Source organism: Akkermansia sp. (genome assembly GCF_020860705.1).
Classification (GTDB): domain Bacteria; phylum Verrucomicrobiota; class Verrucomicrobiia; order Verrucomicrobiales; family Akkermansiaceae; genus Akkermansia.
The window spans coordinates 63,922-79,155 of record NZ_JAJBTT010000028.1; the positions used below are offsets into that span (position 1 = coordinate 63,922).

At 57.7% G+C, this 15,234-nt stretch carries 14 protein-coding genes and 1 tRNA gene; 9 read left to right on the forward strand and 6 right to left on the reverse strand.

Annotation, left to right across the window (positions count from 1 at the left end):
* Positions 1–19: 19 nt before the first annotated feature.
* A complete protein-coding gene (locus tag LIO64_RS05995) occupies positions 20–751 on the reverse strand; it encodes a DUF3313 family protein (RefSeq protein ID WP_290548530.1) in 732 nt (243 codons plus the stop codon).
* Positions 752–1,097: 346 nt separating this feature from the next.
* Between LIO64_RS05995 and plsY the strand changes: the two genes are divergently transcribed.
* The 8 genes from plsY to LIO64_RS06035 all read left to right on the forward strand — a co-directional run bounded on the left by plsY (position 1,098) and on the right by LIO64_RS06035 (position 9,528).
* The gene (gene plsY, locus LIO64_RS06000; protein WP_290548531.1) at positions 1,098–1,754 is read left to right on the forward strand and encodes a glycerol-3-phosphate 1-O-acyltransferase PlsY; all 657 of its coding nucleotides are present in this window, start codon (positions 1,098–1,100) and stop codon (positions 1,752–1,754) included.
* 1 nt (position 1,755) lies between these two features.
* Positions 1,756–2,766, forward strand: coding sequence for an NAD(P)H-dependent glycerol-3-phosphate dehydrogenase (locus tag LIO64_RS06005; RefSeq protein WP_290548532.1), 1,011 nt, complete (start codon positions 1,756–1,758; stop codon positions 2,764–2,766).
* Between the two features lie 57 nt (positions 2,767–2,823).
* A complete protein-coding gene (locus LIO64_RS06010) occupies positions 2,824–3,258 on the forward strand; it encodes an exosortase system-associated protein, TIGR04073 family (RefSeq protein WP_290548533.1) in 435 nt (144 codons plus the stop codon).
* A gap of 421 nt (positions 3,259–3,679) precedes the next feature.
* Entirely contained in the window at positions 3,680–4,498 is an 819-nt protein-coding gene (locus tag LIO64_RS06015) for a hypothetical protein (RefSeq protein WP_290548534.1), read from the forward strand.
* A gap of 70 nt (positions 4,499–4,568) precedes the next feature.
* Positions 4,569–5,630, forward strand: a complete 1,062-nt coding sequence (locus LIO64_RS06020; protein WP_290548535.1) for a radical SAM protein — start codon at positions 4,569–4,571, stop codon at positions 5,628–5,630.
* Entirely contained in the window at positions 5,623–6,870 is a 1,248-nt protein-coding gene (locus LIO64_RS06025; RefSeq protein WP_290548536.1) for a radical SAM protein, read from the forward strand. Before LIO64_RS06020 ends, LIO64_RS06025 begins: the two co-directional genes overlap by 8 nt.
* Before the next feature lie 218 nt (positions 6,871–7,088).
* Positions 7,089–8,378, forward strand: a complete 1,290-nt coding sequence (locus LIO64_RS06030; protein ID WP_290548537.1) for an aminotransferase class I/II-fold pyridoxal phosphate-dependent enzyme — start codon at positions 7,089–7,091, stop codon at positions 8,376–8,378.
* Between the two features lie 478 nt (positions 8,379–8,856).
* On the forward strand, positions 8,857–9,528 hold the full coding sequence (locus tag LIO64_RS06035) for a PEP-CTERM sorting domain-containing protein (protein WP_290548538.1): 672 nt from the start codon (positions 8,857–8,859) through the stop codon (positions 9,526–9,528).
* 132 nt (positions 9,529–9,660) lie between these two features.
* On the opposite strand, the gene LIO64_RS06040 is transcribed toward LIO64_RS06035, so the two are convergent.
* The 4 genes from LIO64_RS06040 to leuB form a co-directional block, all read right to left on the reverse strand.
* Positions 9,661–11,196 (reverse strand): YifB family Mg chelatase-like AAA ATPase, encoded by a 1,536-nt coding sequence (locus tag LIO64_RS06040; protein ID WP_290548539.1) that lies wholly within the window; start codon positions 11,194–11,196, stop codon positions 9,661–9,663.
* Between the two features lie 72 nt (positions 11,197–11,268).
* Positions 11,269–12,147, reverse strand: a complete 879-nt coding sequence (locus tag LIO64_RS06045) for a rhomboid family intramembrane serine protease (RefSeq protein WP_290548540.1) — start codon at positions 12,145–12,147, stop codon at positions 11,269–11,271.
* An 84-nt stretch (positions 12,148–12,231) separates the two neighbouring features.
* Entirely contained in the window at positions 12,232–13,272 is a 1,041-nt protein-coding gene (locus LIO64_RS06050; protein ID WP_290548541.1) for an FAD-dependent oxidoreductase, read from the reverse strand.
* A gap of 132 nt (positions 13,273–13,404) precedes the next feature.
* Positions 13,405–14,514, reverse strand: coding sequence for a 3-isopropylmalate dehydrogenase (gene leuB, locus LIO64_RS06055; protein WP_290548542.1), 1,110 nt, complete (start codon positions 14,512–14,514; stop codon positions 13,405–13,407).
* A 165-nt stretch (positions 14,515–14,679) separates the two neighbouring features.
* On the opposite strand from leuB, the gene LIO64_RS06060 reads away from it, so the two are divergent.
* Positions 14,680–14,754, forward strand: a tRNA-Asn gene (locus LIO64_RS06060).
* Between the two features lie 139 nt (positions 14,755–14,893).
* Here the strand turns inward: LIO64_RS06060 and LIO64_RS06065 are convergent.
* The coding region (locus LIO64_RS06065; protein ID WP_290548543.1) for a transposase at positions 14,894–15,234 on the reverse strand (341 nt) is incomplete at its 5' end.

Consider the following 15,234-nt stretch of genomic DNA (forward strand, 5'->3'; position numbering starts at 1 on the left):
AAGCCTTCCTCCGGAGCCGTTAAAACGGATTCAGCGTGAACCACAGGGCGGGCGCCACCTTGCCGTTGCGTCCCTTGGCAATCAGTTCCGCCAGCTTGGCGCTCCACATGTCGATGGTCTTCCGGTGGTTGCCGTACATCGTGTAATCCCTGGCGCTGCCGAAAACGGTCGGCTCATCCGAACGGTAGTCGCCAAAGACGGCCAGGCGTTCCCCGGTGCGCGCATCCGTCACACGGCCCGCCATGGCCATGTCCCCCTTGGAGATCAGCCCCAGGCCGTAGGAAACCCCCGGAATGAAAAAGGAGGACCCCAGGGACAGGAGGTTGACGCCTACTAAAGTACGGTTGATGCTGACAAAGGCTATCTCCAGTACCAGGTCGGCTTTTTGACGGCTGTCCGCCAGGGCAATGGGGAGTCCCGGCTGTGCGGCCAGATCTTCCCGGAGTTTCCGGTCAAACTCTCCGGCCAGTTTCACCGCCTGGGCTTTAAACTCTTCCGGATGCCAGTGCCGGTCCGCGCCCGGCGTCAGATAGTCGATGGTCGTCGGGGCGATGTAAAGCCGCCTGTAATGCTTTTCCTTTCCCTGGACTTTCGGATTGACCCAAAGCCCTTCAAACGGGGCGTTCCAAGGTTGCAGGGGCTCGGGTGCAAACTCCGTCTTCGGTATGTTGGCAAGCAGATGTTCCGTACATGAGCAGAACAGGCTGGTCAGGGCGGCGCAGACGAATACCAGCGGGAAAAAGGATTTCATAAGGGCGGAATTTGCATGAAGATTAGCAAAGTTCCGGAAAATCGGCAAGGAAATCCCTCTGGCGGAAAAACGGATGGGACCGCGGTTAAGGCGGAGGGCCTCCAAAACAGATCTACATGGCAAATAAAGACGATGCGGGTGAGAACAAATATGCCATCCCTTCCGCGGATGCGGAACGTTAAGGTGGGGCTCTTCAAAAAACATGCAGGGGAATACAGGCGCCTCTTGACCTGAAAGCGGGCCTTGGAGGTCCCGCCGGGCAGTAAAGGCCGTTCCGGCGGTCCGGGGCCGGGAAATTCTCAATTGTCATTTCCCCGGTGCAAGGGTAGAATGCCTTCCACACGAAATGACTGCCTGGATAGTTCTCTACATTGCGGCCTCCTATCTGGTGGGAGCGGTTCCGTTCGGCTACCTTGCCGGCAGGTGCAGGGGGCTTGATCTCAGAAAGGAAGGGTCTTGCAACATTGGCGCTACCAACGCATGGCGCGTGCTGGGCTGGCGGTGGGGGGCGCCGGTATTTGCCTTGGACTTTCTGAAAGGGTTCATTCCCGTATTCGGCGCGCTTCACTGGTTGCCGTTTCTGACCGGAGACAGTGCCGGATGGGATTTCAACACGGTGGTGGTGCTGGTATGTTTTGCCGTAGTGCTGGGCCATACGTACACCTGTTTTCTCGGATTCAAGGGGGGGAAGGGCGTAGCGACGACGGCGGGCGTCCTCTTTGCCCTCAATCCGGCCGTGGCCTGTACGGCTTTGGCTACGTGGCTGGTACTCGTGGGGATATTCGGCATCGTTTCCCTGGCCAGTATTTTGGCGGCGGTTGCGATGATCGTTGCGGGGTGGTGGATGTATCCGCTCGCCGAAGGGGGGGACATGTCACCCCAGGTGCTCTACATTGCCTTCTTTACATTGATCGGCCTGCTGGTCATTTTCAAACACCGTTCCAACATGGCGAGGCTGTTTAACGGAACGGAACACTCCTTCTACTCTAAAAAGTCCAAGTAAGATGATAAATCGGTTACATAAAATAGCGGTCATTGGCGCCGGCTCCTGGGGCACGGCTTTGTCCATGGTCCTGGCAACCCGTGAATGTGAAGTCATCCTGTGGACGCCGGTTGAAGCCCAGGCCAGGGAACTGGCGGAAACGAGGCGCAGTCCGGTTCTCTCCGATACCGCCGCTCCCCTGGCTCCCAACATTCATCCCACTTGTGACCTGAACCTGGTGAAGGATGCGGAACTCATCGTGGTGGTGGTGCCTTCCGTTGCCATGCGTTCCGTGGCGCAGCAGCTGCGTGACCTGCCCGTGCGGCCGGATGCCGTCATCGTTTCCTGCTCCAAGGGCATTGAACAGGGCACTCATAAGAGAATGACGGAAATTCTCCAGGAATATCTGCCTGCCAATCCCATAGGCGTGCTTTCCGGTCCCAACCATGCGGAAGACATCTGCCTGGGGCTTCCCTCCGCCTCCCTGATCGGTTTTGAGGATCCGCAGTATGCGGACTGGGTGCAGCAGATATTTGCCTCTAAGACCTTCCGGGTTTACTCCGCTACGGACATCATCGGAATGCAGCTGGGGGGAACCATCAAGAACGTTTTTGCCATTGGCGCCGGATTGTGCGAAGGGCTGAAGCTGGGGGATAATGCTCAGGCCGCCCTGCTGACCCGCGGCCTGGCTGAAATGACGCGCATCGGCGTAGCCAGCGGGGGCCGGAGGGAGACCTTCATGGGCCTTTCCGGCGTGGGCGATCTCATCGTCACCTGCTATTCCCGCCATTCCCGCAATCAGACGGTGGGGAGAAGACTGGCGGAGGGAAAAAGCCTCCAGGAAATCCTGGACACCCTGGGCATGGTGGCGGAAGGAGTGCCCAACACGCTTTCCGTTTATGAAATTGCCCGGAAGCTGGGAGTGAGGACGCCGCTGATTGATGCCGTCTATTCCGTTCTCTACGAATCCAAGCCGCCGATGGAAGCCCTGGTGGAACTCATGACGCGGGACCCGCGGCCGGAGCTAGATTGATTTTTTGTTTTTTTGAGTTGCTTTCCCTCGACAAATTATACTATATAAACAATCAGTATGAAACGTGCCATCATCTCAGCTCTTTTTGCCGCCGGCGTCATCGGTGTCGCCAGTGCGGACATTCAGGCTCCCCCCGCTTCCGAATACACCCCCACCCGCAAGCTGGGCCGCGCCATTGCCAACATCATTTATTCCGTTGAAGAGATCCCGTTGGGAGTCATCAACTGGACGAGCCGTGAAGGCGACTATGCCGGTTTTTCCGTCGGCATTGTGGATGGCACCGCCACCATGGTTGAACGCATGGGCTACGGCATTTATGAGCTTGTCACGTTCTGGGCCCCCACTTACAAGTGCACCTACAAGCCCCCCTACCAGGGACGTTGCGGCATGAGCGGCCTCAAGGAATACAACCCCAATGGCGGCCTGAGCGAATTCCCGGCGGAACTCAGCTTCCAGAGCTACTACAAGTATTCCCGCCAGCAGCGCGACTAAGTTCCGGCTGTTAAAAATTTCAAAAGGGCTGTCTGCAATCCAGCGGACAGCCCTTTTTTATGCGGTAAAAACTTTATGGCCCGCAATATAAATTTCCATAAGGAGAGAATTGGCGTCTCCGACGGTTCCGGTAAGGGTACAGGCGAGGAGGAAGTTTCCATTGGGGGCTCCATAGCCGCCGTTTAAGAGAATGAATCCCTATCGTGTCATTGGCGGAGGAGGCCCTATCATGCCTGTAGCGTGGGCAGGCGGAAAAGAACGCTTGTCCAAACGGGGGAATGGCTTTTGAAAAACGGGAAAAAATGTCTCCATCTCATTAATGGAATGCAGATCAGCGTGGTTCGTGCGGCCTTGACAATAGCAGCCATTGACGGGGAAAGGGGGAAAACGTATCTTTTCATCACGGAAAGGCTTCCACATCATGAATAACACAGCTGCTTTCATCGGCCTGGGCGTTGTCGCCTGTATCACGGCGCCCGCATTTGCCCAGGACACCCATCTTTCCCTGACCAAGCAGAGCGTTGCCTGCATGCATGAGATCACGGCCGCACTGGACAAGGTGACGGATGAACCCGGAGCGGCTTCCGCCGTGGAGACCGTTAAGAAAGTGCGGGAAAAACTGGTGGCCCTGGGGAAAAGGCAGCTGGAGCTGCCCGGCGCTACGCCTCAGGAGCAGGCGCAGATTTCCGCCCAGATGACGGAAATACAGAAGATTTCCGGTGAATTGGTGAAATCCCTTGCCCGTTTGAAGCAAAAAGGGCTGCTCACGCCCGACTTGCAGAAAGCCCTGATGGATTTGCAGTCCGTTCAGACGGAATTAGCGCAGGCATCCAAGGACAAGGCCGCCCAGGCGGAACCGTTCCCGAAGGATGCGGAAGGCAACACGCATGAAACCCTGCTGGCTAAGACCGTGGATGAAGTCAGGAAGCTGGATAAATCCCTGTCCGAGGTGAAGGATGAGGAAACCAGCAAGGCCGCTGTGGCCCAGGTGAAGCATTACCGTACCGCCCTGCTGGACATTGCCAGGAAACAGGCCGCCCTGCCGCCCCTGACTCGGAACCAGCAGGCCAAGCTGACGGGCGTTCAGCAGCAGCTGGTGGAGATGATGCAGCCGATCGTGAAGCACGTGACGGCCATCATGCTTTCTCCGGATGCCACCCAGAATTTGAAGGAGGCTCTGAAATCCCTTTCCGAACTGCCGAAGGAAGTCCAGAAAATCCGTGAAGAGGCGGCCAAGTGAACTTTTTGGGGAATGCCCGCTTTTGGGCTGGCAAAAAATTGTAATTGTTCTAAAGTGGCTTCCCTAAGGAATGCGACCGATTTTTAGCGAAACAGATCTCAATGAACGCCCCTTCCTGGTTTTCTGGGAAGTAACGCGCGCCTGTGCGCTGGCGTGCAAGCATTGCCGCGCCGTTGCCCAGCCGCGGCCTCATCCGGACGAACTGACCCATGAGGAAGCCCTGCACCTGATTGACCGTCTGGCGGAACTCCGCCCTCCCATGCTGGTGCTGACGGGGGGTGACCCCGTCATGAGGCCGGACATTCTGGAATTGATCCGTGCCGCGGCGGGGAAGGGGCTGCATGTGGCCTTGAGCCCTGCGGCCACGGCCAGGCTGCTGCATGCGGATTTCCACGCCTTGAAGGAGGCGGGCGTTCAAAGCATGTCCCTGAGCCTGGACGGCGCACATGAGGCCACCCACGACGCCTTCCGGGGCGTTCCGCATACGTATGAACGGACCTTGCGCGCGGCGGAAATGGCCAAGGAGGCGGGCATGCACCTGCAGATCAACACTACCATCACTAAAAGCACCCTGGGCGAGTTTGACGACTTTGTGGAGCTGATGAAGAAGATGCAGCCGGGCATGTGGAGCGTGTTCCTGCTGGTGCCTACGGGCCGTGCCGCCATGGATGAAATGCCCACGGCGGAAGAAGTGGAAGCCGTCTGGGAAAAACTCAGCAAGGTAAGCCGTGAAGTCCCCTTCGGCGTCAAGACCACGGAAGGGCACCATTACCGCCGCGTGGCGCTCCAGGAAGCCCGTACCCAGGGGAGCAAGCCCGCGCGCCGCGCCGTTCCCACCCGGGACGGCAAGGGCATCATGTTCATTTCCCATACCGGGGAAATCCAGCCTTCCGGCTTCCTGCCCATTACGGCGGGAAACGTGCGGACGGATGATCCGGGGGAAATCTACCGCACGCACCCTCTTTTCCTCAAACTCCGGGACGACAATGCGCTCCAGGGCAAATGCGGCCGGTGTGAGTACCGCACCGTCTGCGGCGGGTCCCGTTCCCGCGCCTATGCCGTTTACGGGGACATGATGGCGGAGGACAACCTCTGCCCCTATCAGCCCAGGCTTTCACAACACCATGATTAACATTACCAGACTTTGGACAGGGGCGGAACAGCCCGCGGACCATTTGAGATACGGGCAGGGCCACGGGCACGGCCGCTCTGCGGGAGGCGCCGTGGATTCCTGCGCTCCGGCTTCTTCCCGCGTTCGCAAGCCCATTGTGGTCTGGAACATTACGCGCACCTGCAACCTCAAGTGCGTGCATTGCTATGCGGACGCCTCCGCCCGGAAATTTGACGGGGAGCTGGACTGGGAGCAGTGCTGCGCGGTGATTGACGATCTGGCGGACTACAAGGTGAACGCCCTGTTGTTTTCCGGCGGGGAGCCGCTGGTGCATCCGCGCTTCATGGAGCTGCTGGAACGGGCCACCGGAAAAGGGCTGAAAGTCACCATCTCCACGAACGGAACCCGCATTACTCCGGAAGCCGCCGCACGGTTCAAGGAACTGGGCGTGGCGTACGTAGGTATTTCCCTGGACGGCATCGGCGCCGTGCATGACCAGTTCCGCGGAGTGGAAGGGTCCTTTGAACAGGCGGTGCGCGGCTTCAAGCTTTGCAGCGAAGTGGGGCAGAAGACGGGCCTGCGCCTGACGCTCACCCGCAACAATGTGCAGTGCATGGACCAGATTCTGGACTTCATTGACGCCAATGACATCCAGCGCGTCTGTTTCTACCATCTGGTTCCTACGGGCCGCGGCGTGGAAGTGCAGACATTGACGCAGGAAGAGGCGCGGAACGCCATGGATACGCTGATTGCCCGCGTGGAAGAGTGGAAGGCGGAAGGCAAGAATCGTGAAGTGCTGACCGTGACCCAGCCTGCGGACGGCATTTATCTGCTTCTGCGCCAGCTCCGGGAAGGTTCTCCGCTGGCGAAGGAAACCCTGAACCTGCTTCAGTGGAACGGCGGCGGGGCGAACAGTTCCGGCCGCGGCATTGCCAACATTGACACGCAGGGTCTCGTGCATCCGGACCAGTTCTGGCAGTCCGTGACGTTGGGCAACGTGAAAAACAATCTTTTCTCCGACCTGTGGGAAGCCCGTGCGGGAGCCGCAGCGGACATGCTGCCTGAATTGCGCGGGTCTGACGATCCTCTGGAACGGCAGAAAAAAATAGAAGGCCGCTGTGGCCGCTGTGTTCATTTCGCGCTGTGCGGCGGCGGATTCCGGACGCGGGCCGCATTTGCCAACGGGCACTGGTACGGGTCCGATCCCGGCTGCTACCTGACGGAAGAGGAAATTTCCACTCCCCTGCCGGAAATCAGGTAAAATCTCCGGGTCATTCCCTTCTCCGGAAGATGTTCCGGAGAAGGCGGCGCATTCGTCAGCCCATCCTTGGGAACAAGGGCCTTCCGGCCCTTGTAAAAATTCCCGGTGCTCAACGCAGGCTGGCTGCAGCCGCAAAGGCGATGAAGGCGCGGAGCGGTTGAAAGTGCCTCCTTTCCCTGCTTTACAAGGCAGGCGGCATGGCATAGCATCCCTGCATCATGAGTCAGGAATTGAGACCGGAAACCCTGTGCGTTCAGGCGGGCTGGACGCCCAAAAAGGGCGAACCCCGCGTATTGCCCATTTACCAGAGCACCACGTTCAAGTATGAAACCAGCGAACAAATGGCCAAATTGTTCGACCTGGAGGAAGCCGGATTCTTCTACACGCGTCTTCAGAACCCCACCAATGAGGCGGTTGCCAAAAAAATCGCTGAACTGGAAGGCGGCGTGGCCGCCATTCTGACCTCTTCCGGCCAGGCGGCTTCCTTCTTTGCCGTCTTCAACATCTGCGAGGCGGGGGACCACATCGTCAGCACCGCGTCCATTTACGGGGGAACGTACAACCTTTTTGCCGTCACGTTCCGGAAGATGGGCATTGAAGTCACTTTTGTGGACCAGGACGCCCCGGCGGAGGAAATCGCCAAAGCCTTCCGTCCCAATACGAAGGCCCTTTTTGCGGAAACCATTTCCAATCCCACGCTTTGCGTGCTGGACATCCGCAAAATGGCGGACATCGCCCATGCCCACGGCGTGCCCCTGATTGTGGACAACACCTTTGCCACGCCCATCAACTGCCGTCCCTTTGAATGGGGGGCGGATATCGTCACCCACTCCACCACCAAATACATGGACGGCCATGCCGCGGCAGTAGGCGGGGCGATTGTGGACAGCGGCAACTTTGACTGGGAAGCCCACAGGGACAAATTCCCGGGATTGACGGAACCGGACCCCTCCTATCACGGGCTTTCCTACAGCAAGAGCTTCGGCAAGGGAGCCTATATCACGAAGGCGACCGTCCAGCTCATGCGCGACCTGGGTTCCATCCAGTCCCCGCAGAACGCCTTCCTGCTCAACCTGGGCCTGGAAACCCTGCATCTCCGCGTGCCCCGGCACTGTGAGAATGCACAGAAGGTGGCGGAATTCCTGCAAGGGCAGGAAGACGTGGCCTGGATCAACTATCCCGGTTTGCCGTCCAATAAATACCATGACATAGCGCAAAGGCAGTTCCGTGACGGACACTCTTGCGGGGTGGTAACCTTCGGCATCAAGGGAGGGCGTGAACGCGCCATTAAATTCATGGACAGCCTGAAACTGGCCGCCATCGTTACCCATGTGGCGGATTCCCGCACCTGTGTTCTCCACCCCGCCAGCCATACGCACCGCCAGCTGACGGATGAGCAGCTGCTGGAAGCGGGCGTCCGGCCTGACCTCATCCGCTTCTCCGTAGGGACGGAAGCTGCGGAAGACATTATTGCGGACCTCAGGCAGGCTCTGGAAGCCATCCGCTAGTCGGTTTTTCCTTTTTTCATGCACAGCCGTTCCGGGACATCCCGGAACGGCTTTTTGCTTCTGTCATGGAAGGAGAAACCGGAAGGCGGAGGAATGTTGGCCGCCGCCTGAAAAGATAATCTGGGGAAAAAAGCCGGCATATTCATCCTCGTTGCAAGCAAGCCGGGTGGATGGGAACAGGGGCCGTCCGCCTTTTGTAAAATCTTGCAGAAAGTGCGGGAAAAATAATTTCATTTCAACTTCTCTTCATTCAGAAGATTATTTTCATGTAAAATGCGGATTTTGATAGTGTTGTGCAAAGAATACCAGTAATGGGATGTTCTGTAAAATCATTCAGCCTTTCAGTTTCAAGAAGATGCAGCAGATTTTGGAAAGGACGGAATTTTTTAACTTCTTTTCTTCTGAATTGTAAATTGACATACCATAATAAATTTATTACGGTGTGTTACTTATGAAAAGTAGATATTGTACTGTATTAATGAGTTGTGCAAGCGTGGTAGCTGCAAATGCCGCCACCATCATTGCCGAACTGCCTGACTCAGCCAATCTGTCGCAAACTGCGACCATGGCGCCAACTTCGGGAAACCAGCTGCTGGACAAAGTAAAAGGCCGCGGGGTTGGCGTTTATGCGGGAGGCAATAACAACAGCCTGGCCAACTGGCCCCAAAACGGGGAAGGAACCTGGATCAATAATGATAACATCGGTTCCATCATCCTGTGCGGCAGAAGCGGCGTGGCCGGCGACTCCTTTGCCATGGTGTTGAGCGGTCCCCGGGAGGGAGACCTTGTTTCCTCCATCGTCTTTTCCTGTAACACGCCCACGTCCGTCATCACCAGCTACACCATGGTTCTGGCGGTTTACGACTCCGCCGGAACGCTTGTGCAGAACCTTTCCACGGTGGAAAATTTTACCTTTGATTCCACTTCACACACCACGTCCGTTACCCTGGACATGGCGGACGCTCCCCTGACGTGGGGGGAAGGCTACAAACTGGTTGCGGGCGTACGCGGCGGGGCGGGCAGCGCCACCTCTCCCTATACGCTTACCAACATCCAGGTAGCTTATGAAGTCGTTCCGGAACCGGCTACCGTTTCTCTTGGGCTGCTTGGCCTGGGGGCTTTGGTTGTCCGGCGTTCCCGGAGCCGGTAATCAGCGAATGGATCAACCGGGCAGGGACGGTTCCCAAGGCGCCTCTTTCTCCTCTTCGTGTTCGGAAAGATCGTCTTTTGGAAGGGAGTGAAGCATGTTGTTCCGGAAACCGTGCGGTTTCCGTGAGGGGAGTTATTGCCGCAGGGAATGTTCAAAAGCCCGGTATTGCACGGCTTCATACAAATGGGAATCCTGAATTTCAGGGCTTCCTTCCAGATCGGCTATAGTGCGGGCCACCTTCAGAATGCGGTCGTATGCCCTGGCGGAAAGCGCCAGTTCTTCCACGGCGCGGAGCAGGATGGCCCTGCTTTCCGGCTGCAGGCGGCAGTACTTCTGCAAAGCCTTTCCGGAAAGTGCTGCGTTGTTAGCGAAGGAAGTGCCTGCATATCTGTTGCGCTGGAGCCGCCGTGCGGCCATCACGCGTTCCCTGATGCTGGCGGAGCATTCCCCGGACGGAGCGGAAGTAAGAAGGGAAGGATCCACGGCGGGAACTTCCATCAGCAGGTCGAAACGGTCCAGTAGCGGCCCTGAAATCTTGCGCCGGTATCGTGCAATTTGGGTCGGGGAGCAGGTGCAGGCTCTTCTCCTGTCGCCCAAATAGCCGCAGGGGCATGGATTCATGGCCGCCACCAGCATGAAACGGCATGGAAACGTCATGGTGCCGGAAGCTCGGGAAATCACTGCCTGGCCGGACTCCAGGGGCTGCCGCAGAGTTTCCAGCGCGGCGCGGCGGAACTCCGGCAATTCATCCAGAAACAGCACGCCGTTATGGGCCAGGGATACTTCCCCCGGGATGATATTCGTGCCTCCGCCCATCAGCCCGGCATCGGAGATGGTATGGTGCGGCGCCCGGAAGGGGCGCCGGGTCACCAAGCCGCTGCCCCGTTTCAGCAGGCCGCAAACGGAATGAATTTTACTGGTTTCCAGGGATTCCTCCCGGCTCAGTGGAGGAAGAATAGTCGGAAGCCTCTGGGCCAGCATGGACTTGCCGGAACCCGGGGAACCGCTGAGCAGGATATTGTGGCCGCCTGCCGCCGCAATCTCCATGGCGCGGCGGGCATAGGACTGCCCCTTGATCTCGTCGAAATCGACGGAAGCTTCCTTTTCTCCGGGCTTTTGCTCTTCCTTTCCGGAACCTGTAAAAGGAGGAGGCAGTGTGGGGCTGGTGAGCAGTTGCCACGCTTCCCGCAGGGAGGAAACGGGGTAAATCTCCACATCCTGCACGGGCGCTCCTTCATGCGCATTGGCGGAGGGCAGCATGATGCGTTTCCTGCCCGTGCGCCGTGCTTCCATGATCTGCGGCAAAAGGCCCTGTACGGGGCGTACGGCGCCATCCAGGGCCAATTCCCCCACGATGCACCAGGAAGAAGCGTCAATATCCGTTTCCGACGCTCCGGCCACCATCCCCAGGGCAATGGGAAGGTCAAAACCCGGCCCCTGTTTTCTCAAATCAGCCGGAGCCAGGTTAACGACGAAAACGCCCTGCTGGAAGGGCAGTCCGCTGTTCTGGATGGCGGTATCCACCCGCTGCCCGCTCTCCTTGACGGCCGTATCCGGCAAGCCCACAATGAAAGTGCGTTTTTCCGCCATGGGGCGGAAATCCACTTCCACCTCCACTTCTACGCCATCCACGCCCAGCACGGTGGAGGAATACAATCGCGTCATCATTTCCTCATGCTAGAAGGAAATGATAAAAAATAAAGAAAAATGACAAAAATGAAGAAATATCCAGCAGCTGGTTCAGCGGCGTGAAGCGCGCCGGAGAACTTCCCGTTCTTCCTCCGTCAGACTGGACAGGCCGGAGCGTGATATTTTTTCCATGATTTCCTCCACCTCTTCTTCGGAAGGTGGAGGATTATTGGCGGAATGGCGTGTGGAATGTACCGGGGAACGATGGGAGGAAGAAGCGGCCCTCGGCTTGGGAGGGGACAGCTTTTCCTTCCACAAAATCAGCAGCGTCAGGATAAAGCCGGCGAACATGCCGCCCAGGTGGCCGGCTTCCCCGCCTGCATTGTTCCACTGGAAGATAATGACGGCACACGCAATGCCGAGAACGGCCAGGGCAAATTGGCGCACGCTCAAATTGACCGGGGGAAACAGTAGCTGCACCCGGGCATGCGGGAAAAGCACCGCGCACGCGGCCATGATGCCGTAAATGGAGCCTGAGGCTCCCACCATGGGAATGAAGCGCCACTCCGGATCAAAAAATCCCATGTATCCCAGCAGGGAGGAGAACAGGGCCGCAGCCACCCCACAGAACAGGTAATACAGCAGGAAGCGCAGATGCCCGAAGCGTTCCTCCACAACCGGGCCGAAAAACCACAGGGCAATCATGTTGAACAGGATATGCCCCAGGTTGGCGTGCAGGAACTGGTAGGTAAACAATCGCCACAGTTCCCCTTCATGAAAACATGTGTATTCACTATAGGCCCCGTAAAGCCGAATCAGGTCCAGATGGCCGGGAGGGTAAATATCCCGTGGAATCTCCACCTGGAAGAAAAACCCGAGCAGAAAGACCACCACATTGAGCAGGATCAGCCAATGAACCATGACGGCACTGCGCTGGTCGAACAAATGCTCCCGTACCGTATTTCCCCAGTTCTCGTTCTCCGCTCGCATATAAGGCCGCATGTAATCGTGTTCAGGGCGTTTTGACAAGGAAAATAGCCGTCCTGTTCAAGGAAGGCCAGAAACCGAACTGCGCTATTTCCATAGAGCGGCGGGTAGCAGATCCGGCGGAAGTTCCGCTCCATGCACCAGATGTTCCGCCAATTGGGCCGCCGACCACGGGGAAGTGGTCACCCCCTTGCTGCCCAGGCCTGAAAAGACGAACTGGCCGTCCAGGCCGGGAATGGGCCCGGCGACAGGCTGGCTGCGCCGGATAATGGGGCGTACGGCGGCGCGGGCGCGGATAATGCCTGTTTCTCCGGAATAGCGCCTGACGAGATCCAGCATCAACTCCTGGACGGCCGGAGCTTCCGGAATGCCGGGAGCCTCCCATGCCCACGCGTACGTAGCGCCGAAGCGCCAGAAAGAACCGTTGTAAACCAGCCAGCGGCCGAAATGCAGGATGCCGGCGTGCCAATCCAGATCCTTCAGGTCCAGATCCAGAATAGTTCCCTTGGAAGGCCTCCCCTTCAGCGGAGCCATGTCCGGATGGCAGCCTGCCTCCCATCCGGTGCACCAGACTACGTGGGAGAAAGCCTGCCCGTTCCAATGGAAAAGTCCGTTTTCGTCCCGCTGGATATCCACAGGGGAAACATCCGCTTCCACAAAGCGGCCCTGATCCGTGAAAAACTGCCGCATGGCATTTACCATGTTCTCTACATGCAGCACGGCGGAACCGCGCGTGTAGGCGGCTTTTCCCTGGCCGTTCCAATGCTCCGGCCACGGGAAAAGGGGGCCGGCATAGGCGCAGGATTCCTGGGCCGTCTGGCGTTCCTGCCAGATTTCAAGTTGATCCTCCGTCTCCAATTCCCGGAAAATCGGGGTCTTCTGCCACCAGGAGCCGCCCAATTCCTGTTCCGTCTCCGGATAAAAGGCCGCCGCTGCGGCCAGGCATTCCTCCTGCCGCCAGCCGTGGCGGAAGGCGCGGCCTGTCAGGGGATTTACCAATCCGGCCGCCACCCGGGAGGCTGTCTCCGCCACGGGGCGGTCCGCAATCGTGAAATCCGTGCCGCGGCGTTTCAATTCCCACGCCAGGCAGCTGCCGGCGATTCCCTGGCCGATGATAAGAACGTTCATGATCGTTGAATGAAGAACCGGAGAAATCCGGAAATGGGTGAGAAAAGTGAAACAGCGGGAGATGCTCTCCCTGGAAGGGTAAAATGCCCCGCAGGCCAGGGACGCGCCTGCGGGGCCGGAAAAAGGCTCCGTTTACAGGGCTGCCATAATGGCATTCCCCATTTCCGCCGTGTTCACGCGGATTTCTCCGGGAGCGCCCGTAGCCAGGTCGCCCGTGCGGTAGCCCTGGTCAATCACGCTGCGGACGGCGGCGTCAATGGCGTCTGCCGCGTCTTTTTCCCCGAGAGAGTAGCGCAATAACATGGAAAGGGAAAGAATCTGGGCGATCGGGTTGGCAATGCCCTTGCCGGCGATATCCGGGGCGGATCCGCCGGAAGGCTCGTAAAGGCCGAAGAACAGACCGTTGTCCTCCGCACCCTGGCACAGGCTGGCGCTGGGCAGCATGCCCAGGGAGCCGCAGATCATGGCCATTTCATCCGAAAGAATGTCTCCGAACAGGTTCTCCGTCACCAGCACGTCAAATTGGCGGGGATTGCGTACCAGCTGCATGGCGGCATTGTCCACATACATGTGGAGCAGCTCCACGTCCGGGTAATCTTTGGAAACTTCAATCATCGTCTCCCGCCACAGCAGGGAATTGGTCAGCACGTTGGCCTTGTCCACGCTGGTGACGCGCTTGCGGCGGCCGCGCGCGGCCTCGAACGCCACCTTGGCAATACGCACCATCTCGCTCTTGTGGTAGCGCATGGTATCCACGACGACTTCGTCGTCCCCCTCCTGTTCGCGGAAACGGGGCTGGCCGAAATACAGTCCTCCGGTCAGTTCGCGAACGCATAAAATGTCAAATCCTCCCTCGATCAGCTCATTCTTGATGGGGGAGGCATGAGTCAGGGCCGGGAGACATACGCCCGGCCGCAGATTGGCATACAGGCCGAAATGCTTTCTCAGCGGGAGCAGGGCGCCGCGTTCCGGTTGTTCATTGGCGGGGAGGTGTTCCCATTTGGGTCCGCCCACGGAGCCGAACAGGACGGCATCCGCCTCTTCACAGGTGCGGATGGTTTCTTCGGGAAGGGCCTTGCCGCAGTGGTCGATGGCGGCGCCCCCCACAAAAGCCTCCTTGCGGCTTACGGTAAAACCGAACTTGGAACTTACGGCGTCCAGAACCTTCAGGGCCTCCTTCATGACCTCGGGCCCGATGCCGTCGCCGGCCAGAACAGCAATATGATGGTGATGTTCACTCATGTCGCTGAAAGTCTGAGCATTCTTCCCTCAAAGGTCAAGAAGCACCGCTGCCATGTCCCTGTGCCGGAATCCTTTTTGCGTCAAAAAGCCTGCAGCAACAAAAAAATACTTGCCAAACGTTCGTGCCTCCTTTAAAAATCCCTCCGCGCTCTACGGAACGCAAACTCCCCTGTAGCTCAGCGGTAGAGCGGGTGACTGTTAATCACTAGGTCGTTGGTTCGAGCCCAACCGGGGGAGCCATTAATAAGAGCCTCATTCCAAAAGAATTGAGGTTCTTTTCTTTTGGGGCCAATGCCAAAATCGGTAGGAAGAATGATGTTGAAGAGTTTTTTCGGGTCAACACCAAAATCGGTGGGAAAGGTGATTTTGAGGAAGTTTTTCATAAGTTGAACCCTCCACACTCTACCAGTACCCGGAGGCGGTAATTTTCAAAATTACGATATCCGTATGCTCGCCGCTGGATGAGTTTCATTTTACGATGGAAGCCTTCCGTAATTCCATTGTTTTGGACGAATCGCCACATTCGGATGATGGGTGCAAACCATTTTCTGATTGTGCCCCCAATTTTCTTCATTTCAGCAGGCGCCTGGTGAGTCATCAATCTCACCATTTCCTTGAACTTGCGGATATTTTTCCGACATTGTCCGACTGTCTGGCTTTTCAATCTCAACAAGTCGCCCAGCTTCTCCTTGAACTCATGGCATACCCCTATAGCCGGGT